Annotated in this window: 24 protein-coding genes and 1 riboswitch; of the genes, 9 read left to right on the top strand and 15 right to left on the bottom strand. The window is 48.1% G+C overall.

What is annotated here, in order from left to right:
- Nucleotides 1-30: 30 nt before the first annotated feature.
- The 10 genes from argF to R5H20_RS06605 form a co-directional block, all read right to left on the bottom strand.
- Complete coding sequence (argF, locus tag R5H20_RS06650) at nucleotides 31-981, bottom strand: ornithine carbamoyltransferase (protein ID WP_006636814.1); 951 nt, start codon at nucleotides 979-981, stop codon at nucleotides 31-33.
- Nucleotides 969-4067 (bottom strand): carbamoyl-phosphate synthase (glutamine-hydrolyzing) large subunit, encoded by a 3099-nt coding sequence (locus R5H20_RS06645; protein ID WP_006636813.1) that lies wholly within the window; start codon nucleotides 4065-4067, stop codon nucleotides 969-971. The genes argF and R5H20_RS06645 overlap by 13 nt, the downstream gene beginning before the upstream one ends.
- Nucleotides 4060-5124, bottom strand: coding sequence for a carbamoyl phosphate synthase small subunit (locus R5H20_RS06640; RefSeq protein ID WP_006636812.1), 1065 nt, complete (start codon nucleotides 5122-5124; stop codon nucleotides 4060-4062). The genes R5H20_RS06645 and R5H20_RS06640 overlap by 8 nt, the downstream gene beginning before the upstream one ends.
- Before the next feature lie 68 nt (nucleotides 5125-5192).
- The gene (locus R5H20_RS06635) at nucleotides 5193-6350 is read right to left on the bottom strand and encodes an acetylornithine transaminase (RefSeq protein ID WP_006636811.1); all 1158 of its coding nucleotides are present in this window, start codon (nucleotides 6348-6350) and stop codon (nucleotides 5193-5195) included.
- Nucleotides 6347-7123, bottom strand: coding sequence for an acetylglutamate kinase (gene argB, locus R5H20_RS06630; RefSeq protein WP_006636810.1), 777 nt, complete (start codon nucleotides 7121-7123; stop codon nucleotides 6347-6349). The genes R5H20_RS06635 and argB overlap by 4 nt, the downstream gene beginning before the upstream one ends.
- Nucleotides 7124-7136: 13 nt before the next feature.
- On the bottom strand, nucleotides 7137-8357 hold the full coding sequence (argJ, locus tag R5H20_RS06625) for a bifunctional ornithine acetyltransferase/N-acetylglutamate synthase (RefSeq protein WP_006636808.1): 1221 nt from the start codon (nucleotides 8355-8357) through the stop codon (nucleotides 7137-7139).
- 18 nt (nucleotides 8358-8375) lie between these two features.
- Nucleotides 8376-9413, bottom strand: a complete 1038-nt coding sequence (gene argC, locus R5H20_RS06620) for an N-acetyl-gamma-glutamyl-phosphate reductase (protein ID WP_006636807.1) — start codon at nucleotides 9411-9413, stop codon at nucleotides 8376-8378.
- A 208-nt stretch (nucleotides 9414-9621) separates the two neighbouring features.
- Nucleotides 9622-10017: a VOC family protein gene (locus tag R5H20_RS06615; RefSeq protein ID WP_006636806.1), complete on the bottom strand. Its 396-nt coding sequence runs from the start codon at nucleotides 10015-10017 to the stop codon at nucleotides 9622-9624.
- Nucleotides 10018-10076: 59 nt separating this feature from the next.
- A complete protein-coding gene (locus tag R5H20_RS06610; RefSeq protein ID WP_006636804.1) occupies nucleotides 10077-10385 on the bottom strand; it encodes a metal-sulfur cluster assembly factor in 309 nt (102 codons plus the stop codon).
- A gap of 67 nt (nucleotides 10386-10452) precedes the next feature.
- Entirely contained in the window at nucleotides 10453-11220 is a 768-nt protein-coding gene (locus tag R5H20_RS06605) for a prolyl oligopeptidase family serine peptidase (RefSeq protein ID WP_006636803.1), read from the bottom strand.
- Nucleotides 11221-11344: 124 nt separating this feature from the next.
- Here R5H20_RS06605 and R5H20_RS06600 point away from each other — a divergent pair, with 124 nt between their 5' ends.
- From R5H20_RS06600 to guaC, 4 genes are all read left to right on the top strand, one after another.
- Nucleotides 11345-12157 (top strand): Cof-type HAD-IIB family hydrolase, encoded by an 813-nt coding sequence (locus R5H20_RS06600; RefSeq protein ID WP_006636802.1) that lies wholly within the window; start codon nucleotides 11345-11347, stop codon nucleotides 12155-12157.
- 97 nt (nucleotides 12158-12254) lie between these two features.
- The gene (locus R5H20_RS06595) at nucleotides 12255-12395 is read left to right on the top strand and encodes a hypothetical protein (protein ID WP_006636801.1); all 141 of its coding nucleotides are present in this window, start codon (nucleotides 12255-12257) and stop codon (nucleotides 12393-12395) included.
- A 1-nt stretch (nucleotide 12396) separates the two neighbouring features.
- On the top strand, nucleotides 12397-12594 hold the full coding sequence (locus tag R5H20_RS06590; protein WP_006636800.1) for a DUF3813 domain-containing protein: 198 nt from the start codon (nucleotides 12397-12399) through the stop codon (nucleotides 12592-12594).
- A gap of 190 nt (nucleotides 12595-12784) precedes the next feature.
- Nucleotides 12785-13765: a GMP reductase gene (gene guaC, locus R5H20_RS06585; RefSeq protein ID WP_006636799.1), complete on the top strand. Its 981-nt coding sequence runs from the start codon at nucleotides 12785-12787 to the stop codon at nucleotides 13763-13765.
- Between the two features lie 64 nt (nucleotides 13766-13829).
- On the opposite strand, the gene R5H20_RS06580 is transcribed toward guaC, so the two are convergent.
- Together R5H20_RS06580 and R5H20_RS06575 are read right to left on the bottom strand one after the other, a co-directional pair.
- Nucleotides 13830-14282 carry a BsuPI-related putative proteinase inhibitor gene (locus R5H20_RS06580; protein WP_040347915.1) on the bottom strand — a complete coding sequence of 151 codons (453 nt, stop codon included), beginning with the start codon at nucleotides 14280-14282 and terminating at the stop codon, nucleotides 13830-13832.
- 13 nt (nucleotides 14283-14295) lie between these two features.
- Nucleotides 14296-15138, bottom strand: a complete 843-nt coding sequence (locus tag R5H20_RS06575) for a YitT family protein (protein WP_006636797.1) — start codon at nucleotides 15136-15138, stop codon at nucleotides 14296-14298.
- Between the two features lie 185 nt (nucleotides 15139-15323).
- On the opposite strand from R5H20_RS06575, the gene R5H20_RS06570 reads away from it, so the two are divergent.
- Entirely contained in the window at nucleotides 15324-16184 is an 861-nt protein-coding gene (locus R5H20_RS06570; protein WP_006636796.1) for a DegV family protein, read from the top strand.
- Nucleotides 16185-16278: 94 nt separating this feature from the next.
- Here R5H20_RS06570 and R5H20_RS06565 read toward each other — a convergent pair whose 3' ends face one another.
- Nucleotides 16279-16488 (bottom strand): spore germination protein, encoded by a 210-nt coding sequence (locus R5H20_RS06565; protein ID WP_006636795.1) that lies wholly within the window; start codon nucleotides 16486-16488, stop codon nucleotides 16279-16281.
- A 149-nt stretch (nucleotides 16489-16637) separates the two neighbouring features.
- On the opposite strand from R5H20_RS06565, the gene R5H20_RS06560 reads away from it, so the two are divergent.
- Nucleotides 16638-16763, top strand: a complete 126-nt coding sequence (locus tag R5H20_RS06560) for a DUF3941 domain-containing protein (protein WP_006636794.1) — start codon at nucleotides 16638-16640, stop codon at nucleotides 16761-16763.
- A 39-nt stretch (nucleotides 16764-16802) separates the two neighbouring features.
- Here the strand turns inward: R5H20_RS06560 and R5H20_RS06555 are convergent, their stop codons facing one another.
- Entirely contained in the window at nucleotides 16803-17651 is an 849-nt protein-coding gene (locus tag R5H20_RS06555; RefSeq protein ID WP_006636793.1) for a CvfB family protein, read from the bottom strand.
- Nucleotides 17652-17803: 152 nt separating this feature from the next.
- Here R5H20_RS06555 and R5H20_RS06550 point away from each other — a divergent pair, with 152 nt between their 5' ends.
- From R5H20_RS06550 to metH, 3 genes are all read left to right on the top strand, one after another.
- A complete protein-coding gene (locus R5H20_RS06550; protein ID WP_006636792.1) occupies nucleotides 17804-18295 on the top strand; it encodes a YajQ family cyclic di-GMP-binding protein in 492 nt (163 codons plus the stop codon).
- An 82-nt stretch (nucleotides 18296-18377) separates the two neighbouring features.
- Nucleotides 18378-18489, top strand: a riboswitch (SAM riboswitch).
- Between the two features lie 77 nt (nucleotides 18490-18566).
- The gene (locus R5H20_RS06545) at nucleotides 18567-20405 is read left to right on the top strand and encodes a bifunctional homocysteine S-methyltransferase/methylenetetrahydrofolate reductase (RefSeq protein WP_006636791.1); all 1839 of its coding nucleotides are present in this window, start codon (nucleotides 18567-18569) and stop codon (nucleotides 20403-20405) included.
- The gene (gene metH / locus R5H20_RS06540; protein WP_006636790.1) at nucleotides 20389-23805 is read left to right on the top strand and encodes a methionine synthase; all 3417 of its coding nucleotides are present in this window, start codon (nucleotides 20389-20391) and stop codon (nucleotides 23803-23805) included. The genes R5H20_RS06545 and metH overlap by 17 nt, the downstream gene beginning before the upstream one ends.
- Before the next feature lie 353 nt (nucleotides 23806-24158).
- Here metH and R5H20_RS06535 read toward each other — a convergent pair whose 3' ends face one another.
- Nucleotides 24159-25973 carry an IucA/IucC family protein gene (locus tag R5H20_RS06535; protein ID WP_006636789.1) on the bottom strand — a complete coding sequence of 605 codons (1815 nt, stop codon included), beginning with the start codon at nucleotides 25971-25973 and terminating at the stop codon, nucleotides 24159-24161.

Raw genomic sequence — 25973 nt, 5'->3', positions numbered from 1 at the left:
GCTGATCCCTAGAGATCAGCAGTTTTTCAATTAAGACAGCAGCGCCTTAAGCAAAGCTTTTTGTACATGGAGACGGTTTTCAGCCTGCTGGAACACGGCTGAATTCGGTCCATCGATAATATCTGCGGTCACTTCTTCGCCGCGGTGCGCCGGAAGGCAATGCAGGAAGATATAGTCCGGTTTGGCATGCGATACGAGCGTGCTGTTCACTTGGTATGGCGCAAAGTTGTTCAGGCGCTCCTCTGTTTCCGCTTCCTGGCCCATGCTTGTAAATACGTCGGAGTAGATGACATCTGCATCCTTGACGGCGGACACCGGATCATTTGTGATGCTGACTTGTGCACCCGTTTCTTCGGCATAGCCCTTTGCCAGCTTGACAACGTCCTGATCAGGTTCATATCCTTCAGGAGAAGCGACGGTGATGTCGCAGCCGACCTTCGCGCAGCCGATTAGCAGCGAATGTGCGACATTGTTTCCGTCTCCGATATAGGCAGCTTTCAGTCCGTTGAAGCCGCCTTTTATCTCTTGAATCGTCAAAAGATCGGCAAGCGCCTGGCAAGGATGGAACATGTCTGTCAAACCGTTGATGACCGGAATAGCCGCGTGTTTGGCAAGCTCTTCGACTTTTTCGTGTTCAAAGGTGCGGATCATGATCGCGTCAACATACCCCGACAGCACCTTTGCCGTGTCGGCGATGGTTTCCCCTCTGCCGAGCTGCATGTCTTTGCTGCTTAAAAACAGGGCATTTCCGCCGAGCTGCGCCATTCCAGCTTCAAATGAAACCCTTGTTCTCGTCGATGATTTTTCAAAAATCATCGCCAATGTTTTACCTTTGAAGATGTTTTGAATTTTGTCGTTTTTCATGGCGGCGGCTTCCTGAAGGAGATACAAAATCTCCTCTTTTGAGACATCTTTTAAGCTTAAAAAATCCTTGCCGGACAAATTGATCTTGAGCGTTTCACCGATTTTTACAGTAGACATGTTTCCACTTCCTTTTTATATAAATCCTTTAGCGAGACAGCCTGTGTCGCCCCGCATCCACTTCTTAAAAAGGCGCGCACCGTCTCTTCTTCCGTCATGATGCCCACGCCGTGGGTTATCGCTTCCTTCCGCTCCCGTTTGGCTTCGTTCGAATCTGTCAAATTGATATGAAGCGCTTTGTCCGTCCGTTTGATCCAATCTTTGAAACCGGATGTCTGAACGATGAATCCCGCCTGCTCAGCAAGGGATTTCAGCTCTTCATCCCCCTTGAAATAGATCGATCCTTTTTCATTCCACACATCGGCGAAAATTTTCTTCATCGCGCTTTCCGGATTGTACCCGACATACATTCCTTCTCCCGTTGATTTCATCTCAGGTCCCAGCTTCAGATCGACGTCATGGATGGCATGAGATGAAAAGACCGGAAATTTCACGGCCACCCCATGACGGTTTTTCTTGACGGGATTGAGCTCTTGCAAGCTTGATCCGGCGAGAAGCTTTGCCGCAAGGGGAATCATCGGCACTCCCATCACTTTGCTGACGACGGGAACTGTTCGGCTCGCTCTCGGATTGACTTCAAGAATGAGCAGCTGATCCGGTTTATCGGGATCAGCGATAAATTGAATATTCATGATCCCTTTAAAGCCGAGGCTGCGGACGATTTTTCCGGCCGCGCCTTCGGCTGCGCGCTTCATGCCGGACGTAACGGAAGGGCCGGGCAATACCGCATAGCTGTCACCGGAATGGACGCCGGCTTTTTCAATGTGTTCGATATAAGTCGGGATATAAAAATCCTGTCCGTCGCTGACAAGGTCAATCTCAAATTCCTTCCCTGAAATGTATTGATCAATCAGGATCGGATACGGCATCACGGCTGTGCCGTCGAGCAGCTCTGCCAGTTCCCCCTCAGAATGCACGATCATCATTCCCATTCCGCCGATGACATAGGACGGTCTGATCAGCACCGGATAACCGATGCCGTTTGCTTTTTGCAGCGCCTCTGATTTTGATGATGCCGTTTCCCCTTTGGCATGAGGGATGCCGAGTTCGTCGAGGAGCTGATAAAATTGATCCCGATCCTCGAGGACGTCAAGTGTTTCCGATGAGGTTCCCAACAGGACGATACCCGCTTTTTCGATCGCATCTGCCACATTGATGGCAGATTGGCCGCCGAACTGGACGATCGCAAAATCGATATTTTCAGCTTCTGCGACATTTAGAATATGCTCGGGCGTGATCGGTTCAAAATACAGGCGGTCCGCCATTTCGTAATCCGTGCTGACGGTCTCCGGATTGTTGTTAAGCATTATTGTTTCAAAGCCGAGGCTTTTCAGCGTCATCACGCCGTGAACGGCGCTGTAGTCAAATTCGACCCCCTGTCCGATCCTGATCGGTCCGGAGCCGATGATAAGCGCCCGTTTTTTTGTTTTTCGCGAGATATCCCCGTCGCTTTCTCCGTAGTATGTCGAATAAAAGTAATTCGTTTTCGCATCAAATTCAGCGGCGCACGTATCGACGATTTTAAATGAAGCGGTAATTCCCTGTTGTTTGCGGAGGGATCTCACCTCTTCTTCCGTTTTTCCGGTCAAAGAAGCGATTGTGCAGTCAGTAAATCCCTTTTCTTTCGCCTTTTTCAACAGATCGCAAGGGAGCTCATCCCCGTCCTTCATCAGCTCGTTCTCAAGATCAATGATATTTGAGAAAACATGGAGGAAATAGGGGTCTATTTTTGTTTTCTCATGGATCTCTTCAATTGAAATTCCCCTGCTCAACAGTTCCATGACTGCGAAAAAACGGCGGTCATCAGGAGTTTTCAAAATTCCCTGCAAAGCAGCGGAGGAAAAGCCGGAAAGCTCGGGCAAATGGGCCCCTTGTGTTTTCAGTTCCAGGGATGCAACAGCTTTTTGCAAAGCCGCTTCAATGTTGCGGTCAATCGCCATGACCTCCCCTGTCGCTTTCATTTTTGTGCCAAGCTTGCGGTCGGCATTTTTAAATTTGTCAAACGGCCAGCGCGGGAATTTAACAACGACATAGTCAAGAGCCGGTTCAAAGCTGGCATATGTCGAATCTGTCAGCGGGTTTTTCAGCTCATCAAGCGTGTAGCCGACTGCCAATTTGGCCGCCATTTTTGCAATCGGGTAGCCAGTCGCTTTTGAAGCGAGGGCGGATGAACGGCTGACCCTCGGATTGACTTCGATGACATAATAGTTTTTGCTCTCAGGGTCTAACGCGAATTGAATGTTGCAGCCTCCGATGACATCGAGCGCCGAAATAATCTTTAAGCTTGCAGAGCGGAGCATTTGATAATCGGCATCTGTTAATGTCTGTGACGGCGCGACAACGATCGAATCCCCTGTATGAATGCCGACGGGATCGATGTTTTCCATATTGCAGACGGTGATGCATGTATTGTTTTTGTCGCGCATCACTTCATACTCGATTTCTTTATAGCCGGCAATGCTTTTTTCGACAAGGCATTGATGAATCGGACTCGCGAGAAGGGCGCTTTCGATCAAAGGCATGAATTCCTCCTTCGTCTTTGCGATCCCCCCGCCTTTGCCGCCCAATGTGTAAGCCGGACGGACGATAATGGGAAAACCGATGGAGAGCGCAAAACGAAGCGCATCTTCTTTATTGTCGACGATCTCAGAATCAGGCACCGGTTCATTCAGTTCTTTCATGAGGGCGCGGAATTTTTCTCTGTCTTCTCCTTTTTCAATCGTTTCCACAGACGTTCCGAGCAGCTTTACATGGTATTTTTTTAAAATGCCCGCTTTTTCCAGCTCTACAGCTAAGTTTAATGCTGTTTGCCCGCCCAGATTCGCAAGCAGTCCGTCAGGTTTTTCCCGTTTGATAATCTGGGTGAGGCTTTCGACCGTCAGCGGTTCAAAGTAGATTTCATCGGCAAATGATTCATCCGTCATGATCGTCGCCGGGTTGTTGTTGACGAGAATGACGCGGAATCCTTCGCTTTTTAGCGCCATGCAGCCTTGTGTTCCCGAATAGTCAAATTCCGCGGCCTGCCCGATGATGATCGGTCCTGATCCGATAACAAGTATGCTTTTTATGCTGTGATCTTTAGGCATGGGCGATTTCTCTCCTTGCTTCGTTCAATTTCTGCATATATTCGTTGAAAATCCATTCGCTTTCAGCCGGGCCCGGATGGGCTTCCGGATGAAACTGAACAGACATCACGGGCAATGTGTTGTGGACCAGCCCTTCTACAGAACCATCGTTTACATGATGGAACCTGACCGAACATTCCTTTCTGTTAATGGTCGCTTCATCAACAACATAGCTGTGATTCTGGCTCGTCATGAAAACGCGGCCGGTTTCCCTGTCCATCACCGGATGATTGGCCCCCCTGTGGCCGAATGGAAGCTTGTAAGTATCGCTTCCAAAAGCGAGAGCGATCAGCTGGTGTCCAAGGCAGATGCCGAGGGTCGGATAGGATGCGATGATGTTCCGGAGTGTATCCATGTACGGCATAATGGCTTTTGGATCACCGGGGCCGTTCGATAGGACGACCCCATCCGGGTTCAGTTTTAAGACGCTGTCCATCTCCTGGTAACGAACGACCGTCACTTTGCAGCCGCGTTCTGCAAGTGATGAGGCGATCGATTTTTTATAGCCGAAATCGATCAGCGCGATATGTGTCGGGCCGTCTCCGAACGTGCCGGTTCCACTTTGTCCGGCGGCCTGTGCGGCAACATTTTCCCGGCTCCTTGAAGCGGGCAGGCTGTCTTTTTGGACGGTCAGAACGGCATTCAGCGTCCCTTTTGCCCTGATATGTTTGACGACCGCTCTTGTATCAACATGAGAGAGCAGCGGAACGTTCCAGTTTTTCAAGTAATCCCGCAGGCTTTTCGTCGCCTGATGGTGGGAAAAGTGCCCGCACGCCTCATAGACGACCACGCCTCTCACCTGCGGCTTCCTGCTTTCAAAGTCGCTCGCATTGATGCCGTAGTTGCCGATCAATGGATACGTAAAAACGATGATCTGCCCTTTATATGAAGGATCTGTCAGCACCTCTTGATAACCGGTCATCCCTGTGAAAAAAACGACTTCCCCTGTACAGCCTTCCCGGCCGTCTAATTCTCCGCTGAAGGAGGTTCCATCTTCTAGAACTAAATATCCTTCCATCTTCTGCCCACCTCTGATGAATAAATAATATTTTTCATGAATTTTTATACTTAGATAACGAAAAAAAATTATTGTTTTACGGTCGAATGCCGTGAAAAGACATTGTTCAGCTTCTCAACCGCTTCGGTGATTTCATGTTTCTCCACGGTCAACGGCGGAAGAAGTCTGATGACATTCGGACCTGCCGGAAGGACGAGCAATCCTTCTGTTTGAAGCTCTTCAATCAATGGCTGAACGGGTTTTTTGCATTCAATGCCGGCGATCAGGCCTTTCCCTCTGATCTCTTTCACAAGCGGGAATTGAAGCATGCTTTGCAGTTCCTCCCGCAAACATTCGCCCTTTTCGCTGACCTCATCGAGAAAACGTTTCTCAAAAATGATATCCAATGTGGCGTTTGCCGCTGCCATTGCCAGCATGTTTCCGCCGAATGTCGTGCCGTGTGACCCTGGGGAAAATGCAGCTGAAAGGTCTTGTTTCCCAATGACAGCTCCGACCGGAAAACCGCTGCCGAGTCCTTTTGCGACGGTGATGATATCCGGCGACAGCCCTTCATGCTGGTAACCGAAAGCTTTTCCTGTACGGCCGATCCCCGTCTGAACCTCGTCAATGATAAGAAGAGCCTGTTTCTTCCGGCAGAAAGCCTGCACTTCTTGTAAAAATTCGCCGCTTGCCGGAATGACGCCGCCTTCCCCTTGGATCGTCTCAAGCATGACCGCTGCGATGTCCTCTTCATCACTCAGCTCGTTGAATGCATCTGGTTCATTATATGGGAGATAGTGAAAGCCGGTCAGCATCGGGCCGAATCCGTGTTTAATCTTTTCCTGCCCGGTGGCGGCCATTCCGGCGTAAGTTCTGCCGTGAAAAGACTGCTGAAACGTGATGATTTTCGTTTTTTGCGTATGTTTGCGTGCCAATTTAATTGCCGCTTCATTCGCTTCCGCTCCGCTGTTGCAGAAAAACACAAGATCGCCTGCACTGTTGTTCGCCAATTTCTGAGCGACTGTTTCCTGCAGCCCGTTTTGAAATAAATTCGAAACATGCCAGACGTCGTCAAGCTGTTTTTTTATCGCGGCTGCCACCGGATCCGGGCAATGTCCCAGGTTGCAGACAGCGATTCCCTGAACGAAATCGAGATAGGTTTTGCCGTTTTCATCTACGGCAATCGTGCCTTTCGCTTGTTTGATATGGATATTCCAGCGGCTGTATGCCTGAAATAAATAACTCACGATACGGCCTCCTTCTGTTTCCTGATTTTTGTGCCGATGAACGTATGCTTTGCAAGAAAAGACCCTGTTCCGCTGACAATCATTACCTCATCCACCTGATCGGTCAGCGCCGCCACAGCGGAGTTTACCTTCGGAATCATTCCTCCGTGAATCACTCCGTCGGAAATGTACCGTTTGATTTCTTCCGGTGTGATCGAAGAGATCATGTTTTCATCTTTCATAATCCCTTTGACATCTGTGACAAACATTAATTTATCGGCATTCAGGGCACCGGCGACGGCCGACGCCGCCAAATCGGCGTTTACATTGAGCGTCTCACAGTTTTCCGTCATCGACAATGGCGCGATGACTGGAATGAATCCTTGTTCCATCAGCGTTTCAACCATCCGGCCATTCACCTTTTTAATCCGGCCGACCTGACCGTATTGATTTTCATTTAGATAATCGGCGACAAGAAGGCCTCCGTCTTTACCAGAAACACCGACGGCTGAAAGCCCGTGCTTTACAAGCTCTGCAACAAAAAACTTATTGATGGAACCGGACAGCACCATTTCTGCCACTTCCAAAACCGGTTTTGTCGTTTTCCTCTGTCCGTTGACAAACTCCGTCTCGATTTTTAATTTCTTCAGCATATTCGTGATATCGGGTCCTCCGCCATGAACGACGGCGATTTTCCAGCCTTCTTCGGCCAGCTCTTTCATATTCTCAAAAAATTCATCGGAAAGTTCTCGAATTACGCTTCCACCGCATTTAAAAACGATTGTTTTTCCCATTGGTTTCCCCTTTTTACGTACGATAGCTCGCATTGATTTTGACATATTCATAAGTTAAGTCGCAGCCCCAGGCCGTACCTGTTCCTTCTCCTTCAGACATCTGCACGATGATTTGAACTTCGCTTTTCTTTAAATATTCTTTTGCAAGCTCTTCGGAAAACGGCTGAGGCTCATTGTTCCTAAAAAGGCACTGGCCGCCAAGATGAATTTCCAGCTGTTCAGGCGCAACAGATGCCGCGCTGTCTCCGATTGCAACGATGATTCGGCCCCAGTTGGCATCTGTTCCATATATCGCTGTTTTAACAAGATTGGAGCCGACAATTTTTTTGGCGATAACCTGGGCTTCGAGATTGCTTTTGGCGCCTGTGACCCGGGCTTCGATCAATTTTGTCGCTCCTTCCCCGTCTCTTGCGATCTGTTTGGCGAGATCCTTGCAAACAAGCTCCAAGCCTTTTTTAAACACAGGCCATTTTTCATGGGCCTCATGAAGACATTCGTTTTCCGCACAGCCGTTCGCCATGACAAGTACCATGTCGTTCGTGGACGTATCCCCGTCGACTGTAATCTGGTTGAACGACACATCCGTGATTTCTCTTAAAGCTCTATTAAGCGCGCCTTCCTCAACAGATGCATCAGTTGTGACAAAGCCGAGCATTGTCGCCATATTGGGATGGATCATGCCGGACCCTTTCGCCGCGCCGCCGATCGTCACTTTTTTGTCTCCGATCATTAATTCGAAGCATGTTTTCTTTGCGACCGTATCCGTCGTCAAAATCGCCTCCTCAAACGCGCCTTCACACGGTTTTGTTTGACCAAGGAGGCTGATCCCTTCCCGGATCTTCTTCATATTAAGATATTCGCCGATGACACCCGTTGAAGAAACCGCTACAAGCTCCGGCTCAATGCCAAGGATGTCGGCGGTTTTTTGGCGCATTTCATAGGCATCCAAAAGCCCCTGCTCCCCTGTGCATGCATTGGCATTTGCACTGTTGACCACCACCGCTTGAAGATGTGCGCCTTTTTTGAGACTGTCCTGCGTGACCTTGATCGGAGCAGCTTGAAAATGGCTTTGCGTATAAACGGCGGCGCTCACTGCCGGCACCGAGCTGATGATTATCCCCATGTCCTTTTTGGAATAGCGGAGTCCGCAGTGAATGCCTTTTGCCTGATAGCCCTTCGGCGAATCAATGCTTCCGTCTGTTTTTTTGATGCTGTCTTCACTCACCTGAATCATGGTTCATTCTCTCCCGTCTTATGGATAAATTGGCGTAAAATCAAGTCCCGCCGTCTCGCTCCAGCCGTTCATCAAGTTAAAGTTTTGAACGGCCTGCCCTGCGGCTCCCTTCATTAAATTATCGATCACCGCTACGATCGTCACCCTGTTCGTCCGTTCGTCAACGGCAACGCCGATATCGCAAAAATTACTGCCGTACACTTCCTTCGTTGCCGGGAATTCGCCCGATTTGCGAACTCTCACAAAATAGGAATCTTTGTAAAAATCAGAAAAAACACGCTGCAGGCGGTCAACTGTCATACTTTCCTTCAGCTCTGTATAAATGGTCGCCATAATTCCCCTTGTCATGGGAGCCAAATGCGTACTGAACGTAATCGGTTGACACGCCGGGTCCCAGCTTCCGAGAACCTGCTCGATTTCGGGTGTATGCTGATGTTCATTTACCTTATATATTTTAAAATTGTCATTAACCTCGGAAAAATGAGTTCCCACCGAAACCTTTCTGCCGGCTCCGGACACTCCTGTCTTTGCATCGACAATAATAAATGATTCGTTTGCAAGCCCGTTTTTGATGAGCGGGGCTAAACCGAGAAGCACAGCGGTCGGAAAACATCCCGGATTGGCGATGTACGTTGCCGTTTTGATTTCTTCCCGATTCAGTTCGGACAGTCCGTAAACCGCTTTTTCAAGCACATGCCGGGGAGCGGAATCCCTTTTATACCAATTTTCATAAACATCCGGATTTTTGATCCTGAGGTCGCCTGACAGATCAATGACCGGCACATCATATGAATCAAGCTGAGGTGTCAGCCTGCTGGATACTCCCGGTGGAGCTGCCATAAATAAAAAATCAATTTCACCTGCAATCCGCTCGATCTCGATCGGTTTGAGGATCTGGTCTGTCAATTTGAAAAGGTGCGGATATGACTGATGATACGGAACCCCTTCATCACTCGATGAATATAGTATGCATTCATCCACATAAGGATGAGACCTGAGAATCCTCACAATCTCGGCTCCCCCATAGCCTGTAGCGCCTATAATACCTATTTTCAAAACAAATTCACCTTCTTGGTCTTTGTGAAATTAGTTAACATTATATCATGAATAAAAATTAATTCAATTGTATATTTAATATTTTTTCTTTAAGTTTTCATCATTTCCCCCTGCTGGTCTGATGTGCGGATCCATTTCAATCGCACATGTTTTTCCCGAAAAAGAAAAAAGGAACGCCTCTAAAAAGCGTCCCTTCGCTGTGTAATATTCAGTATGGCAAGTTAAGCTGCCATGATACGCCGAACTTGTCGGCGACCCAGCCAAATGATCTGCTGAATCCGTATTCGCCGAGCGGCATTAAAATGCTTCCGCCGTCAGCCAGCCCTTGATAAAGCCGGTCTATTTCCTCTTCCGTATCGCAGGTTATAAAGATTGAAAACGATGGTGTAAACGTAAAATCGTGTTTGACATTGCTGTCCATGCACATAAATTCCTGTCCTTTTAATGAAAAGGCGGCTTGTTTTACGCTTCCCTCTTCCCCCGGTTCATTTGCTCCGTAGCGGACAAGGCCCCTGATTTCTGAATCCTCTATCAATGATATGTAATGATTCATGGCTTCTTCGGCATGTCCCTGGAACATCAAAAATGGGTTCACTTTTGTCATCTATGGCAGTCTCCTTTTAAAAAAAAGAGCCTGTTCAACGGGTGACAGGCTCTTTTTTCTTATTGTATACCAAGCGCGATCTTCGCGTATCTTGACATTTTATCCCGCGTCCAAGGCGGATTCCAGACGATATTGACGTCAACCTCTTTGACTTCCGGTAAATCGGCCAGCGCGGTTTTGACTTGATCCACGATAATCGGGGCGAGCGGACAGCCCATGGAAGTCAGGGTCATCGTGATGTCCGTTTTTCCGTTTTCATCCATCTCCACATCATACACAAGGCCAAGATTCACAATATCGATGCCCAGTTCAGGGTCAACGACCTGTTCAAGAGCGCCCATGATGTTTTCTTTCAATGCTTCATCCACACTTCTTCACTCCTTTTTTCATCAGTATAACGCACTTTTGATATTTTCTAAAACGAAAGTGCTTTTTTTAAAGATGGGTATCAAACCATTCAACCGTTTTCAAAAGGCCTTCTCTCGACACTTTATGGCCGGCGCGTTCATCCGCGATAAACCGGAGCAGATCCGGCCTGTTTTCATATTGAGGGAGGACGGATTCATAAAAGCTGCGGGCCGGCGCGAACGGCACAACGCTGTCCTGCTTGCCGTGCCAAAAAAGAAGCGGCCTTGTTTGCAGCTTTTCCGGCTGCAGGGAGAGATCGAACCGCTTTAATTCCTCACGCTGCCGTGCGATTTGTTCTTCAGTTACGGAGATTTCAACCTGCTTTTCTTTGAAGAAGGCAAGCTGTTCATCAAAAAGTCCTATATAGGAAGGACAGCCCATCAGGCTGACGGCGGCGGTGATCCAATCGTATTGAGTCAGAGCGCCAAGCGTCACGATTCCGCCCATCGATGTTCCCGCAACACCGATGCGGCCATTTTCTATCAAGTCGGCCTCATGAAAATGTTTTTTCAGCACGTCAAGCTCTTTAATTTCATTGGTGACAATGCTCCAAAACCTGGCAGCCAGCTTCTCCTGGGAAAGGTGCCCATCCCTTTCCCCATGATATGCCGCTTCAGGCAAAACCGCCCGCATTCCCTTCTCCGCAAGCAGATAAGCAAAGTGCAGATTGTGTTCTTTTGCGCTTGTAAAACCGTGTATAAAGAAAACAAGAGGAAGAGCTTTCTCCTTTTTTTCCTCTTTTACAATATGTAAAAAAGGGATTCCCGAAATGTTCTGTTTATCAACAATGATCACGACTGTTTCTTCCTCCTTTAGGATATCCATCACCACCAGTTTAACATGTAGACAATAAAGAAGGTAAAAAGATACACTATAGGTAAGACAGAAACTTTTAAATTTACGGTTAAAAGGAGCATTTATGGAAACGAAACCATATTTAATTGCATTGGACTTAGACGGTACATTATTAAAAGATGACAAAACCATTTCCGAAAGCTCAAGCGAAGTCATCCGGAAGCTGAAGGAAGATGGGCATTATGTGTGCATTTCCACGGGCAGGCCGTTCAGGGCAAGCGCGATGTACTATGACCAGCTTCAGCTCGATACGCCGATCGTGAATTTCAACGGAGCGTTCGTCCATCATCCGAAAGATGAGAGCTGGGGAAGATTCCATACGTCGCTTGATCTTGACGCAGTCAAACAGATTATCGAAGTCAGCGAATCGTACAACGTCCATAATATCCTGGCTGAAATCATGGACGATGTGTATTTTCATTACCATGACGAGAAATTGATCGATGTGTTTACAATGGGCAATCCGAATATCACGGTCGGTGATTTAAGAAAAAACCTCGGCGAAGATGTCACAAGCGTCTTGATCCACGCCAAGGAAGAGGATGTACCCGCGATCCGCTCCTATTTGTCCGATGTTCATGCGGAAATGGTCGACCATAGAAGATGGGCCGCACCGTGGCATGTCATCGAATTGATCAAAAGCGGCATTAACAAAGCGGTCGGACTGCAGAAGATCACCGATTACTACGGCATTCCGCGGGAGCGGGTCATCGCTTTCGGGGATGAAGACAATGATCTGGAAATGCTTGAGTTTGCGGGATGCGGCGTGGCGATGGGCAACGGGATTACAGGTGTGAAAAACGTCGCCGACCAGGTTGCAAAATCGAATGAAGAAGACGGCATTGCAGTCTTTTTAAAGGATTATTTCTCGTTATAATTTTATAATTTGCCATTCATAAACAGGTTTTTCAAACGGCAATACTATGGAAGACGGTTTGAGAGACCGTCCAACTCGTTTTTAGGGGGCAGTCAGGATGGGTAAACGAAGCAAATCGAAAAGGTTTATTCAGCAAGGCAAAGACTCGCTCAAACAGCATGCTGCGAGGTTCCCTTACAGATCCACACTGGAAGAAGCGGAGCAGCGATCCGGCCCGACGGAATGCGGAGGGCTGTAAAGTGAGGAACGAATTATTTCAAATGGCAAAAGCGGCTGTACGCGAAGCTGAAACAATGGCAAACAGCGCAGAATCCGGCGAACGGGAAAAAGCGATTGAAAGGGCGCAAAACGCACTTTCCTCGGCATACGCCAATTCCACTGACGCAGAGCGGAGCCAGCTTCACGATCTTCAGGATCAGCTTGATCGATTGTCCTAAAAAACGCAAACAGGAGTCTGTGTCATCGGCACAGCTCCTTTTTTGATGACCCGATCTTCAAACTTCCACGCCATTATTTTCCCCATCCGGCATAAAAACGTTTGACATCGGAAACAAAAGAGGTTACATTATTAAAGGCGAACATTATGTATTATTTATAAATTAATATTCGTTTTTAGAGGTGAATACTATGGATAACGTATTTGATTATGAAGATATTCAATTAATTCCTGCAAAATGCATCGTCAGCAGCCGGTCTGAATGCGATACATCGGTTCAGCTTGGCGGACGGAGATTTAAACTGCCTGTAGTGCCTGCCAACATGCAGACGATTATAGATGAAAAACTGGCGATTTGGCTTGCTGAAAACGGTTACTTTTATGTAATGCACCGTTTCGAGCCTGAAAAACGGTTTGAGTTTATACAAGATATGAAATCCCGCGGGTTATTTTCTTCCATAAGCGTCGGGGTCAAGGATGAGGAATATGAGTTTATAAAGCGGCTAGCAGAGGAACATGCGGCGCCTGAATACATCACGATTGACATCGCCCACGGACATTCAAACGCTGTTATCACGATGATTCAGCATATCAAAGCACATTTGCCTGAGAGCTTTGTCATCGCCGGAAACGTAGGAACGCCGGAGGCGGTAAGAGAGCTGGAAAACGCCGGAGCAGATGCTACGAAAGTCGGCATCGGACCGGGGAAAGTATGCATCACCAAAATCAAAACGGGATTTGGAACAGGCGGATGGCAATTGGCCGCGCTGCGCTGGTGCGCCAAAGCGGCAAGCAAGCCGATTATCGCCGACGGCGGCATCCGCACTCATGGAGACATTGCCAAATCGATCAGATTCGGCGCCACAATGGTGATGATCGGTTCATTATTCGCCGGGCACGAAGAGTCGCCCGGGGCAACAATTGAAAAAGACGGAAAGCTTTACAAAGAGTACTTTGGTTCAGCCTCAGAGTATCAAAAAGGGGAAAGAAAGAATGTCGAAGGCAAGAAAATGCATGTCGAGCATAAAGGCTCGATCAAGGATACGCTGACAGAAATGGAGCAGGATCTTCAATCCTCTATTTCTTATGCGGGAGGAAACAAACTCGATGCGATCCGTAATGTCGACTATGTGATCGTCAAGAACTCCATTTTCAACGGAGACAAGTATTAACAAATATTCAGAGGCATCCGTCGCCGGATGCCTCTGTTGTTTTATACATTCGATGAGGCGCTTCTTATTTCACTTCAAACGTTTTGCCCGCCCTCAGCACACCAAGCTGTTCCGTTCTTCCCAAAAATGTGACATTCACATCATATGCACCCGGCTCAGGCACTTCCTTCCAGACATCTGTAAAATCGTATGTCTCTTTTGGCTGTAAGGTCATCTTTTGAAAAGCCTGTGTAAACATTTTTCCTTTTGAATAGCGGTATCTTTCATTTCCTTCCTTGTCGCTTACGATCAGCTCAAGCTTCTGTCCGCTGCTGAATTCAAACTCAACCGCTTCATCCGAATGGTTCACAACTGACATGTTAAATTCGATTTCATCCTGTTTTTGCACCGGCTCAACCGTCAACACAACACTTCCGTTATTCATTTCCCCTGATACCTCCTTAACAGGTCCGCTCTCCCGGTTTTGTCCGCATCCTCCAATAAACAGCAAAAGCACGATCACTAAAGCAAGCCTCATTGATTCACCCTTTCTAGTCTTTACGGAAAAACCCTAAAACCGCGGTTGTTTGCACAACATTTGTGAAAGCCTTTGGATCCACTTCTTTAATAATTTTTTCTAAATCGTATAACTCATACCTTGTGATGACGATAATCATCATCTCTTTTTGTTCATTCGTAAAAGCGCCTTTGGCCGGAACGGTCGTAATGCCGCGGACCATTTTGCCGTAAATGGCTTCCTTTATCTCCTCCGCTTTCTTTGTGACAATCATGACGGTGAGTTTGGCGTGGCGGGTGTGAATCGCATCAATCACCCTCGTGGTCACATAAAGTGTAACGAGCGTATATAATGCTTTCTCCCAACCATTCAATAATCCTGCTGTCAAAATGATGGCTCCGTTTAAAATAAAGAAATAGGTCCCGACCGGTTTATCCTTCCATTTCGCAAGGATCATCGCGATAATGTCAAGACCTCCTGTGGAGGCTCCGTATTTCAGCGTCAGGCCGATCCCGACCGCAGAAATCACCCCGCCGAAAACAGCGTTCAGCAAAATATCGTTTGACAGGCTCAGTTCAGGGAGCATTCCGAGAAAAACGGTCGTCAGCGCAACGCTTAACACGCTGTAAACCGTAAATGAACGCCCGACCTTCAGCCACCCCAAAATGCCGACTGGGATATTTAAGATAAAGAGCAGCGTTCCCGTTGAAAAGTAAATGGGGCTGTACTGGTCAAGCGCGCTTGATAAAAGCTGCGCAACACCAGTAAAACCGCTTGCGTAGACATCGGCAGGGATTAAAAATAAATTTAAGCCGATGGCATTTAATAAGGCGCCTATGATGACAATGAACAGTTTTTTTGCTTCCGCTATTACCATATTGAGTTCCTCCGCTTATTCTATATATTTGGTTTACCCTAAAAACCATATTTTGAAAACGCCATAGCAAAATTATATGATATAGTTGATCAAAAGACGAAGCGAATTTTCCGCCGGATTATATGCAAGTGGCGGCGAGCGCCGTTCTTCTGATCTTGAACATTTTGATGAAAGAAGGGGTTTACATGACCGTTCATTTGATAGCCGACAGTGCGGCCGATCTGCCTAGATCTTTTTATGATGAGAATCGCATCTCCTTTATTCCTTTGCGGGTGCTTCTTGACGAAAAGGAGTATGACGACCTGCTGACGATTCAGCCCGCAGAAGTCTATGAAGCGATGCGCCGAGGGAAAGCGCCCAAAACCTCCCAGCCGTCTTTGCAGCTTTTGACAGACATGTTCAGCCGGCTTGCAAAAGAAGGAAATCCCGCTTTATATATCGCCTTTTCTTCTCAGCTTTCCGGCACATATCAGACAGCCGTGATGGCGGCAAACGAGGTTAAGGAGGAGTTTCCTCACTTTGACCTGCGGGTCGTTGATTCAAAATGCGCTTCATTAGGCTACGGCCTTGCCGTCAAGCACGCGCTGGAACTTGCTGCTAACGGCAATACAATACAAGAAATCGAAATGTCTGTAAAGGAGTTTTGCGACCATCTCGAACATATTTTCACAGTCGACGATTTGACTTATTTGGCAAGAGGCGGCAGAATCAGCAAAGCATCCGCTTTTGTCGGAGGACTTTTGAATATCAAACCGCTTTTGCATGTCGAAGATGGAAAGCTTGTCCCCCTCGAGAAAATCAGGGGCAGAAAAAAGCTCCTGAAACGGATGATTGAACTGATGAAAGAAAGAGGCCGGGATTTAAGCAGCCAGACGATCGGCATCAGCCACGGTGATGATGAAGAATCGGCAAGCGAAATCAAGCGCCTCATCGAAGCCGAATTTCATCCGAAAGACATCGTTGTCAACATGATCGGCTCTGTCATCGGCGCACATGCCGGTCCGGGCACATTGGCAATCTTTTTCTCCGGAAAAGAAAAAAGATGATCTTTTCGGCTTGAACCGGCCGCAGAAGCCGTTTGATTCTCATGCAGGCTGATGGCTCCCTGTCTTTGACAAGGAGCCGTCGATTTTTAAAGCCTTACGGAAGAATTTGCCCGTCAGAAACGTCATCATCCATAACATTCGTATCTGTTATTCCCGTGTCCGCAAACGTAATTCCTGTATTCGATCCGCCTGACCCTTCAACCGTTTTTGACGTCATGATCGGATTGATCCTGTACGCCCCGCCAAAATTGACGACCCCGCCGTCTGACACTTGATGAATATAGATCGAGCAGCAATGTTTCATACCATTTCTCCTTTTCATATAATATGTATTTTATGCCGTTTTTTTTAGAAGGTATAAACTTCCCGGCAAAAACGATATAAAAAGCAGAGCACATAGTTTCAGGCCCTGTGAGCAATCTATACGTGAAGCATGTTTGGGAGGTGCTATACGTGACGAAAGACGATGATAAAAAACCGGTGGACAACAACGCCGTCAACCAGCAAAAAAACCTGCTCGCCGAAAAGAACAGGCAGGCTGGAAAGCATCAGGACTCCCAAAAACCCCATCATTTATAAAAAAACAGGCGGCGTTTCTTTTAAACGCCGCCTCCCTCACTATTTTTTTTCGTATGTCCAGCCGTCTTCCTGATAGATCTTTCCCTGCTTCATCAGGTGGCCGAGCGCTCTTTTAAACGCCGCCTTGCTCATGTTAAACCGCGCTTTAAGGTCCTCCGGGTCGCTTTTATCCCAATATGGCATCGCCCCGTTTCTCGATCTCAAATACGTCAGGATCTCCTCGGCGTCAACCGGCATGGCGTCCTGCTTTCTCGGCAGGAGCGACAAATTGACAGAGCCGTCCTCCTTTACCTTGATGACTCTGGCCGTCAGCTTTTCTCCAAGGCGCGGCTCCCTTTTTCTTTCAGAGGAGTGGATGAAGCCCCTGATCCCGCTGTCGGAAATCATAAAAGAGCCTGAAGCGATCAGACGGTAGACCGTTCCGGACAGCTCTTTATTCATCAAGTCGGGTGAAGCATCCGTAAACAGCTCGGTCATTTTATCTTCAGGAGCCGGCTTGGCAAACATTCTTCCATGGCTCGTGATTTTCAGCATGCAATAAAGCCTGTCCCCTTTTTTCGGCCAGACAGATTCGTAGGGCGGAAGATGTTCAGTTGCAACCAATGCATCCTTCGTGAGTCCGACATCGACGAAAACGCCCATGTCATCGACCGCATCGACGACTTCCACCCAGCCGTAATGATCAGCGCTGATCAGCGGCTTTCTCATCGTAGCCGCCAGGCGTCCTTCATGATCGATAGATATGAAGACATCGACCTCTTCTTTTTCTTCAATATCCTCGGTTATCTCACTGTTGTGAAGAAGGATGACTGTTTCTCCATCCGTCAAAAAGTATCCATAGTCTGCTTTATGATCTATTTTCAATGTTAATTGCTGCCCTGGTTTCATACTTCTTCTTCCTTTCTTATCCGCCTGTTTCAGTATTCCTCCAATGTTTAAATTATTGCCAGATCACGGCCAGGCAAAACCGCTCATATTGGAAGTTTCACCTTATTCTACTATAATTGATTCATAAGTAAAATGGATGGAGGTTTTTTCACATGGCTAAAGAAAGCTCATTTGACATCGTGTCAAAGGTAGAACTGCCCGAAGTTCAAAACGCAATCCAAACCGCTTTGAAAGAAATCGGCACACGCTATGATTTCAAAGGTTCGAAAAGCAGCATCACACTCGAAGGGGACGAGCTTGTGCTCGTATCAGACGACGAATTTAAAATGAACCAGCTGAAGGATGTCCTCGTCAGCAAGCTGATCAAACGGAATGTCCCGACGAAAAACATCGAGTATTCCAAGCTGGAAAACGCTTCAGGCGGAACGGTCAGACAGCGTGGAAAACTGGTTCAGGGCATCGACAAAGAAAACGCGAAGAAAATCAACACCTTGATCAAAAAATCGGGGCTTAAAGTTAAATCCCAAGTGCAAGATGATCAAATCAGGGTAACCGGAAAAAATAAAGACGATCTCCAGCAAATCATCTCCATGGTGAGGGACGCCGATCTTCCGATTGATGTTCAATTTATAAATTTTCGATAAATTCTTAATTTACTGTTGATTAATCCCCCGATTTTCGGTAAATTGAGTAAAAGCGATCAGATTTCTTTAAAACTGAATACCGTTCTTATCAAGAGAGGCAGAGGGACTGGCCCGATGAAGCCTCAGCAACCGGTGAATGAATGTTCATGACCAAGGTGCTAAATCCAGCAAGCGGACTGCTTGGAAGATAAGAAGAAGGATATGCGTCACTCAAAAGTCTTCTTCTTCAGAAGACTTTTTTATTTATCACTGAATGTCAAGGGGGAGAACAATGAGTTTTTTGGAGGATATAAAACGGAAAACGTTAATAGCCGACGGTGCGATGGGGACGCTGCTTTATTCCTACGGAATCGACCGCTGCTTCGAAGAGCTGAACATCTCAAAGCCGGATGAAGTGAAACGCATTCATGAAGCGTATGTACAGGCAGGTGCGGACATCATCCAAACCAACACGTACGGCGCAAATTATATCAAGCTGTCCAGATACGGCCTTGAAGACGAAACAAAGCAAATCAATGAAAAAGCCGTCCGGCTTGCCCGTTCAGCGGCCGGATCAGCCTATGTTCTTGGAACGCTCGGCGGAATCCGGACGTTTAATAAAAACGCGTATTCGCTCGATGACATCAAAAGAAGCTTCCGCGAACAGCTTTATCTTCTGTTGAATGAACAGCCGGACGGTCTTCTTCTGGAAACCTATTATGATCTGGAAGAAGCGCGGGAAGTATTGAAGATTGCCAGAAAAGAAACAGAACTCCCGATCATCGTGAATGTATCCATGCATGAAGAAGGCGTTCTTCAAGACGGAACCCCTCTCAGCGAGGGACTGAAGCTGCTGGCGGGCCTCGGGGCGGACGTTGTCGGCATCAACTGCCGCCTCGGCCCTTATCACATGATCACAGCGCTCGAAGAGGTTCCTCTGTTGGAGGACGCCTACCTTTCCGTCTATCCGAACAGCAGCCTTCCGTCCCTTGTCGAAGGACGGCTTGTCTATGAAACGGATGATGAATATTTCAGAAACAGCGCGATCGAATTTCGCAATCAGGGCGCGCGTATCATCGGCGGGTGCTGCGGAACGACCCCGAACCACATCAGGGCGATGGCCGAAGCGGTCAAAGACCTTCCGCCGGTCACCGAAAAACAGGTCAAAATCCGGAAGAAAGCGGCAGCGGCCGTACAAAACGCGAGGACGGAGCCCGCTTTAAACGAGCTGGCAAAAGAAAAGCGCTCCATTATCGTCGAGCTGGATCCGCCTAAACAATTAAACTTTGAAAAATTCATACGGGCCGCAAAGGAGCTGCAGTCAGCCGGCATTGACGCCCTCACATTGGCGGACAATTCGCTTGCCACACCGAGAATCAGCAATGTGGCCTGCGGCGCCCTATTAAAGCAGCGGCTTGATATGAGATCGCTCATCCATATTACGTGCAGGGACCGAAACCTGATCGGCCTGCAGTCCCACTTGATGGGCCTTGATACACTCGGGCTTTCGGATGTTTTGGCGATTACCGGGGACCCGTCGAAAATCGGCGATTTCCCCGGAGCGACATCGGTCTACGACTTGACGTCATTCGACTTGATCAGCCTCATCAAACAATTTAATGAAGGCTTGTCCTATTCGGGAAAGCCGCTCGGCAAAAAAACGAATTTCTCTGTGGCGGCCGCCTTTAATCCGAACGTCAGACACATCGACAAAGCGGTCAAACGGATCGAGAAAAAAATCGCCTGCGGCGCAGACTATTTTATTTCCCAGCCCGTCTATTCCGAAGAACAGCTCATCAAAATCCGTGAGGAAACAAAGCACCTCAAAACGCCGATCTACATCGGGATCATGCCGCTCACAAGCAGCCGGAATGCGGAATTTATCCACAACGAAATTCCCGGGATTAAGCTGTCTGATGCGATTCGCGAAAAAATGGCGCTCGCAGGTGATGATAAACAAAAGCAGGCTGAGGAAGGGCTCGCCATCGCCCGTTCGCTGCTAGATGCCGCATGCGATTTGTTCAACGGCATTTATTTGATCACACCGTTTTTGCGTTCTGATTTGACCGCCGAGCTTACAGCATATATCCATCAGAAAGAAAAGGAGACGACTAATGTCTATCATCAATGACCAGCTGAAGAAAAAAATTCTCGTTCTCGATGGTGCGATGGGAACGATGATCCAAAACGCCAACTTATCGCCCGCTGATTTTGGCGGCGAGATCTATGAGGGATGCAATGAATACTTGAGCATAACGGCTCCGCACGTCATTCAGGGAATTCATGAGGCCTACCTGGCCGCAAAAGCCGACATCATCGAGACGAATACATTCGGGGCCACAAGGCTCGTACTTGACGAGTATAACCTCGGGCATCTCGCCTTTGAATTGAACATGGCATCGGTCAAGCTCGCAAAAGCGGCCGCTGAAAAATTTTCAACACCTGAGTGGCCAAGATTTGTCGCAGGTGCAATGGGGCCGACGACGAAAACCCTTTCCGTTACCGGGGGAACGACGTTTGATGAGCTGACCGCAAATTATGAAGAGCAAGCGAGAGCATTGATCATCGGGGGAGCCGACCTTCTCCTCCTTGAAACAAGCCAGGACATGCTGAACGTAAAAGCAGGCTTCATCGGCATCAAGCAAGCGTTTGAAAAGACGGGCAAACCCCTCCCCCTTATGATATCAGGAACAATAGAGCCGATGGGCACAACGCTCGCCGGACAGGATATCGAATCATTTTACATCTCCCTTGAGCATATGCGGCCGATCAGCGTCGGTCTAAATTGCGCGACAGGGCCCGAATTTATGACAGACCATATCCGCAGCTTGTCCGCTCTTGCCCGGACGGCGGTCAGCTGTTATCCGAACGCAGGGCTTCCAGATGAAGAAGGGCAATATCATGAATCACCGCAGTCGCTGGCGAAAAAAATCAGGGCCTTTGCAGAGGAAGGCTGGCTGAACGTTGTCGGCGGCTGCTGCGGAACGACGCCGGCCCATATCGAAGCTCTGGCTGATGAAGTGGCTTCGCTCCCTCCGCGTCCCGTTCCGGACGGACCAAAACCGCATACCGTCTCAGGAATTGACGGCTTGATTTATGAAGAAGCGATGCGCCCCCTTTTCGTCGGAGAACGGACGAATGTCATCGGTTCGCGAAAATTCAAGCGTCTCATCGCCGATCAGAAATTTGAAGAAGCCGCAGAAATCGCCAGAGCCCAAGTGAAAAGCGGCGCTCATGTCATCGACATCTGCCTCGCTGATCCCGACCGCGATGAAGCGGAAGATATGGAAGGGTTTTTAAAAGAAGCGATGAAAAAAGTGAAGGCCCCTTTTGTCATCGATTCGACGGACAAAACAGTAATCGAAAAGGCGCTTAAATATTCGCAAGGTAAAGCGATCATCAACTCGATCAACCTGGAAGACGGCGAAGAACGTTTTGCCGACATCCTCCCGCTCGTCAAGCGGTTCGGCGGTGCGCTGGTCGTCGGGACGATCGATGAAAAAGGGATGGCCGTTACGGCGGAAAAGAAACTCGCCGTCGCCGTACGTTCATATGAGCTGCTTACTAAAAAATACGGTATTCCGGCGTCAGATATTATTTTCGATCCGCTCGTCTTCCCGGTCGGTACGGGTGATGAACAATATATCGGTTCAGCCAAGGAAACGATTGAAGGAATCCGCCTCATTAAAGAAAAGCTGCCGCAATGTTTAACGGTTCTTGGAGTAAGCAATGTGTCATTCGGCCTCCCTCCCGTCGGCAGGGAAATGTTAAATGCTGTTTTTTTATATCATGCCACACAAGCCGGGCTCGATTATGCCATCGTCAATACGGAAAAGCTTGAACGGTTCGCTTCCATTCCGAAGGAGGAAGTCGAAATGGCCGAAAAGCTGCTGTTTCATACAGATGACAAAACACTCGCGGCATTCACGGCATTTTATAGGGGAAAGAAAAAAGCGGACAAGCAGCCGAAGACATCGCTTTCTCTTGATGAACGTCTCGCCGGTTATGTAATCGAAGGCACGAAGGAAGGGCTGATCCCCGATCTTGAGGAAGCTTTAAAAAAATACGACACGCCTCTGGATGTGATCAACGGTCCGCTGATGGAGGGCATGGCTGAGGTCGGACGGCTGTTCAACAACAATGAACTGATCGTCGCCGAAGTGCTGCAGTCGGCTGAAGTCATGAAAGCCGCCGTCTCCTTTCTCGAACAATATATGGAGAAAAAGGATGACAGCGGCAAAGGCAAAATTATTTTAGCGACGGTTAAAGGTGATGTCCATGATATCGGCAAAAACCTGGTCGACATTATTTTAAGCAACAACGGCTATAAAGTCGTCGATCTCGGGATCAAAGTGACGCCGCAGGAGCTTATCGAAGCGATCCGCAAAGAGAATCCGGATATTATCGGTTTGTCGGGTCTGCTCGTCAAATCTGCACAGCAGATGGTCGTCACCGCACAGGATCTTGATAAAGCCGATATTTCCGTACCGATTATGGTCGGCGGCGCCGCTCTTTCAAGAAAATTTACAAACATGAAAATATCGCCGGAATATAAAGGGCCGGTTTTATACGCAAAGGACGCCATGGAGGGCTTGTCGCTCGCCAATCAGCTGAGAGCCGATCCGTCGCAGTTTCTCGAGAAAAAAGAACAGGCTGCACCCGCCGCCGTCGCAGAAAAAAAACCGTCGTCAGCCGTTATTGAAATGCTTGAAAAACGGGCCCGCATCCCGAAGGCGCCGGTCTATCAGCCGGAAGACTTGAAACGGCACTATTTGAAAAACATAGATCTTTCCTATATCGTGCCGTATGTAAATGAGCAAATGCTGCTCGGCCATCATCTCGGTTTAAAAGGTAAAGTGAAAAAGCTGTTGGCTGAAAAGCATCCGAAAGCGCTCGAATTGAAAGAATTAATCGATCAATTGCTCAATGAAGGAAAGGAGCACGGCTGGTTCGATCCTGCGGTCGTCTATCAATTTTTCCCGGCGTATAGCGAAGGCGACGCGCTGCATATCCTTGATCCAGATCATCATGGCACAATACTCGAAACGTTTGTTTTTCCAAGGCAGGAAAAGCTCCCGTTCCGCTGTATTTCCGATTACATCCGCCCGAAAGGCGAAATTGACTATGTATCGTTTTTTGCGGTTACCGCGGGCAGACATGTGAGAGACATCGCGAACCGTTTTAAAGCGGAAGGCGACTACTTAAAAAGCCATGCGGTGCAGGCGCTCGCCCTTGAACTGGCCGAAGGGCTCGCCGAAAGGACGCATCAAATCATCCGCGACCGCTGGGGCTTTCCTGATGCGCCGGACTTCACAATGGAGCAGCGTTTTCAGGCGAAGTACCAGGGACAGCGCTATTCCTTCGGATATCCGGCCTGTCCGAACCTCGAGGATCAGGAAAAACTGTTCAGGCTCATTCAGCCTGAAGGAATCGGCGTTCACCTGACAGAAGGGTTTATGATGGAGCCTGAAGCCTCCGTATCTGCGATCGTCGTCTCACACCCTGAGGCCAGATATTTTAATGTGCATTGACCGCAAAGAGCCTCATATGATCGTATAAGAAATCACGGCCCATTTCGGAAAATTTTCAGACGGGGCACGAATGAGCACCGCTTCTTTTTATCGAGCGGTCCCGCCCCGATCTCGAGGGCATCCTGCAATATCAGCTGAGGGGAGCGGCAACGGCTTGAAAGCTTCCGCAGGCAAAAACGATAATCCGCCGTGCGGAGGAGCGTCTCCGTCAAAAAGGCGCCGATGTTTTATGGTGTAATTGGTAAATTACTATTATATTAGGCTGGAAAGGATTTACGAGATTCCCCCATCCATTGCTGTACAACTATAAAAAACGTCCCGCCAAAGGCGGGACATGAGAAGCCGAAAAAGCGTCAAAGCTTTGCGGCTTCTTTTTTAAATTGGGCAAGCGCATTTGCCACCTTTCCGAATTCGGACGCATGCGGACGGTCATCTCCGTCCTTGTAGCCATAGTCAACCATCCGGTTCCGGTTGAGGCACAGCTTGGTCAGCTCAGGTTTAAACAAATCAAACAGCTCGAAACGCTCCCGCAGCTCAGGGAATTGCCGTTGATAGTCCAAAATCGCGTCAGCGAGCGCTTTCCAAAGATGCTTTTCAGAAAGCAGATCATAGTTTTCCAAAATGTTTGCGACATACCGCAAGTGGCAAATGAACAGTCCGGTAAAAATGAATTGCACGAGTCCTTCCGGCGGCTCGCTTCTGAGAACCGCTTTTAAATCCTCCGTCAAATCGTTCAGCTCTGGAAGGGGCTGGTCGCTGATATTGACATCATCAACAAAATCTTTAATCGCCAGCCTGTGTGGTCTATGGTCTTTTAAAACAAGAATCGTATTTTGGCCGTGCGGGGAAAATACGGTTCCATACCGGTACATAAAGTGGAGCAATGGCGGCAGCACAGTTTTAAAGAGCAGCCTGATCCATTCTTCAGCCGGCAGCCCCGATTTTTCAATCAGACGTTTGATAAAAGGGACGCCATTTTGATCGACATATGTTAATGAAGCAAGCGTCACCGGATGCTCACCGTCTTCCAGATACGTATAAATGCTTTCTCTAAAGATGACGCCGAGCATTTCCAAATATTGATATGGCGCTTTTTCAAGAGATTGATAGTATGGATGGTTCACATTGATGCTGGCGTTTTCCCCCGGCAGAATCACCCGGCACGTCTCTTTTAAAAATACGTCGTTTTCGGCGATCCCTTTAATATGCTCCGTGATGTTCGGCGCAATCACCGTCCGTTCTGAAGGCAGGCCCCGGTAGACAAGCGTGTTTAATATGCTCATCGGCAATTTGATATGATGCTTGTGTTTATTTGTGATGTTCGTAAAGGTTCTGATCGACTGCTGCGGCAAATATTGATCCTTTCCCTCTCCCAGGGGAATGATGGTTCCTGAGGCGATCTCTTCGGGAAATTGCTGAATGATCGTGTTGGTCCACTGCCATTCATGGACAGGCATCAAATAGTAATCTTTCTGATTCGCCCCCTGTTTCTCCAGCATTCTGGCAAACTGCTTCAATGTCAGCTCATCAAGCTCTTGATTGATCAATGCTTCATATTCCAGCCCTTCAACCGAGTGGAATGTTGCCGCTTCTTTATGAACGGCGATCCACAAGAGCCGCTCGGCTCTCTGTTGTTCAGGGGCAAACCGGAGATAGTCATCATAGCCAAAGCCGATCCTCCCCTTGTTGTAGACGATCCACGGATGGCCCGTCATTTCTCCTTCGATCATCGCATAATCAGCTTCTGTCAGCTCATCTGCCGTGAGTGCATCTTTTGCCAGCAAGTGGACGTCGGCAAGCAAGGTGTGATTAAACTCTTTGATTAAATGACCCGCTGTTTCCGGGCTCATCGGAATATGCGGCTGAATGTCGAGAAGAAACTCAATCGCGCTCACATGTTTCGTCCATTGCCCGTCTTTTAGCACTTCGATTGTCTCCGGCACCGTATCAAAGCTGTCAAACAGGCGCGGCTTCGCCGAAAATCGGTATGCTTTATGCTCCGACGTCTCCAGCTCATAATGGGAAATGCCGTTTTCCTTCCCAATCAATACCGGCTGGATGATATCCTCATACATATATTCGGAAAGCATTTTCGCCAGCAGCCGCTGATTGGCTTTTCTCCATCTGTCTTCATGAAGCACCCGGTTCAATTCGTCTTTAAACAACAT

Source organism: Bacillus sp. KICET-3 (genome assembly GCF_033261025.1).
Classification (GTDB): domain Bacteria; phylum Bacillota; class Bacilli; order Bacillales; family Bacillaceae; genus Bacillus; species Bacillus sonorensis.
The sequence above is the reverse complement of the archived record's forward strand: the minus strand, read 5'-3'. Positions and strand labels throughout refer to the sequence as shown.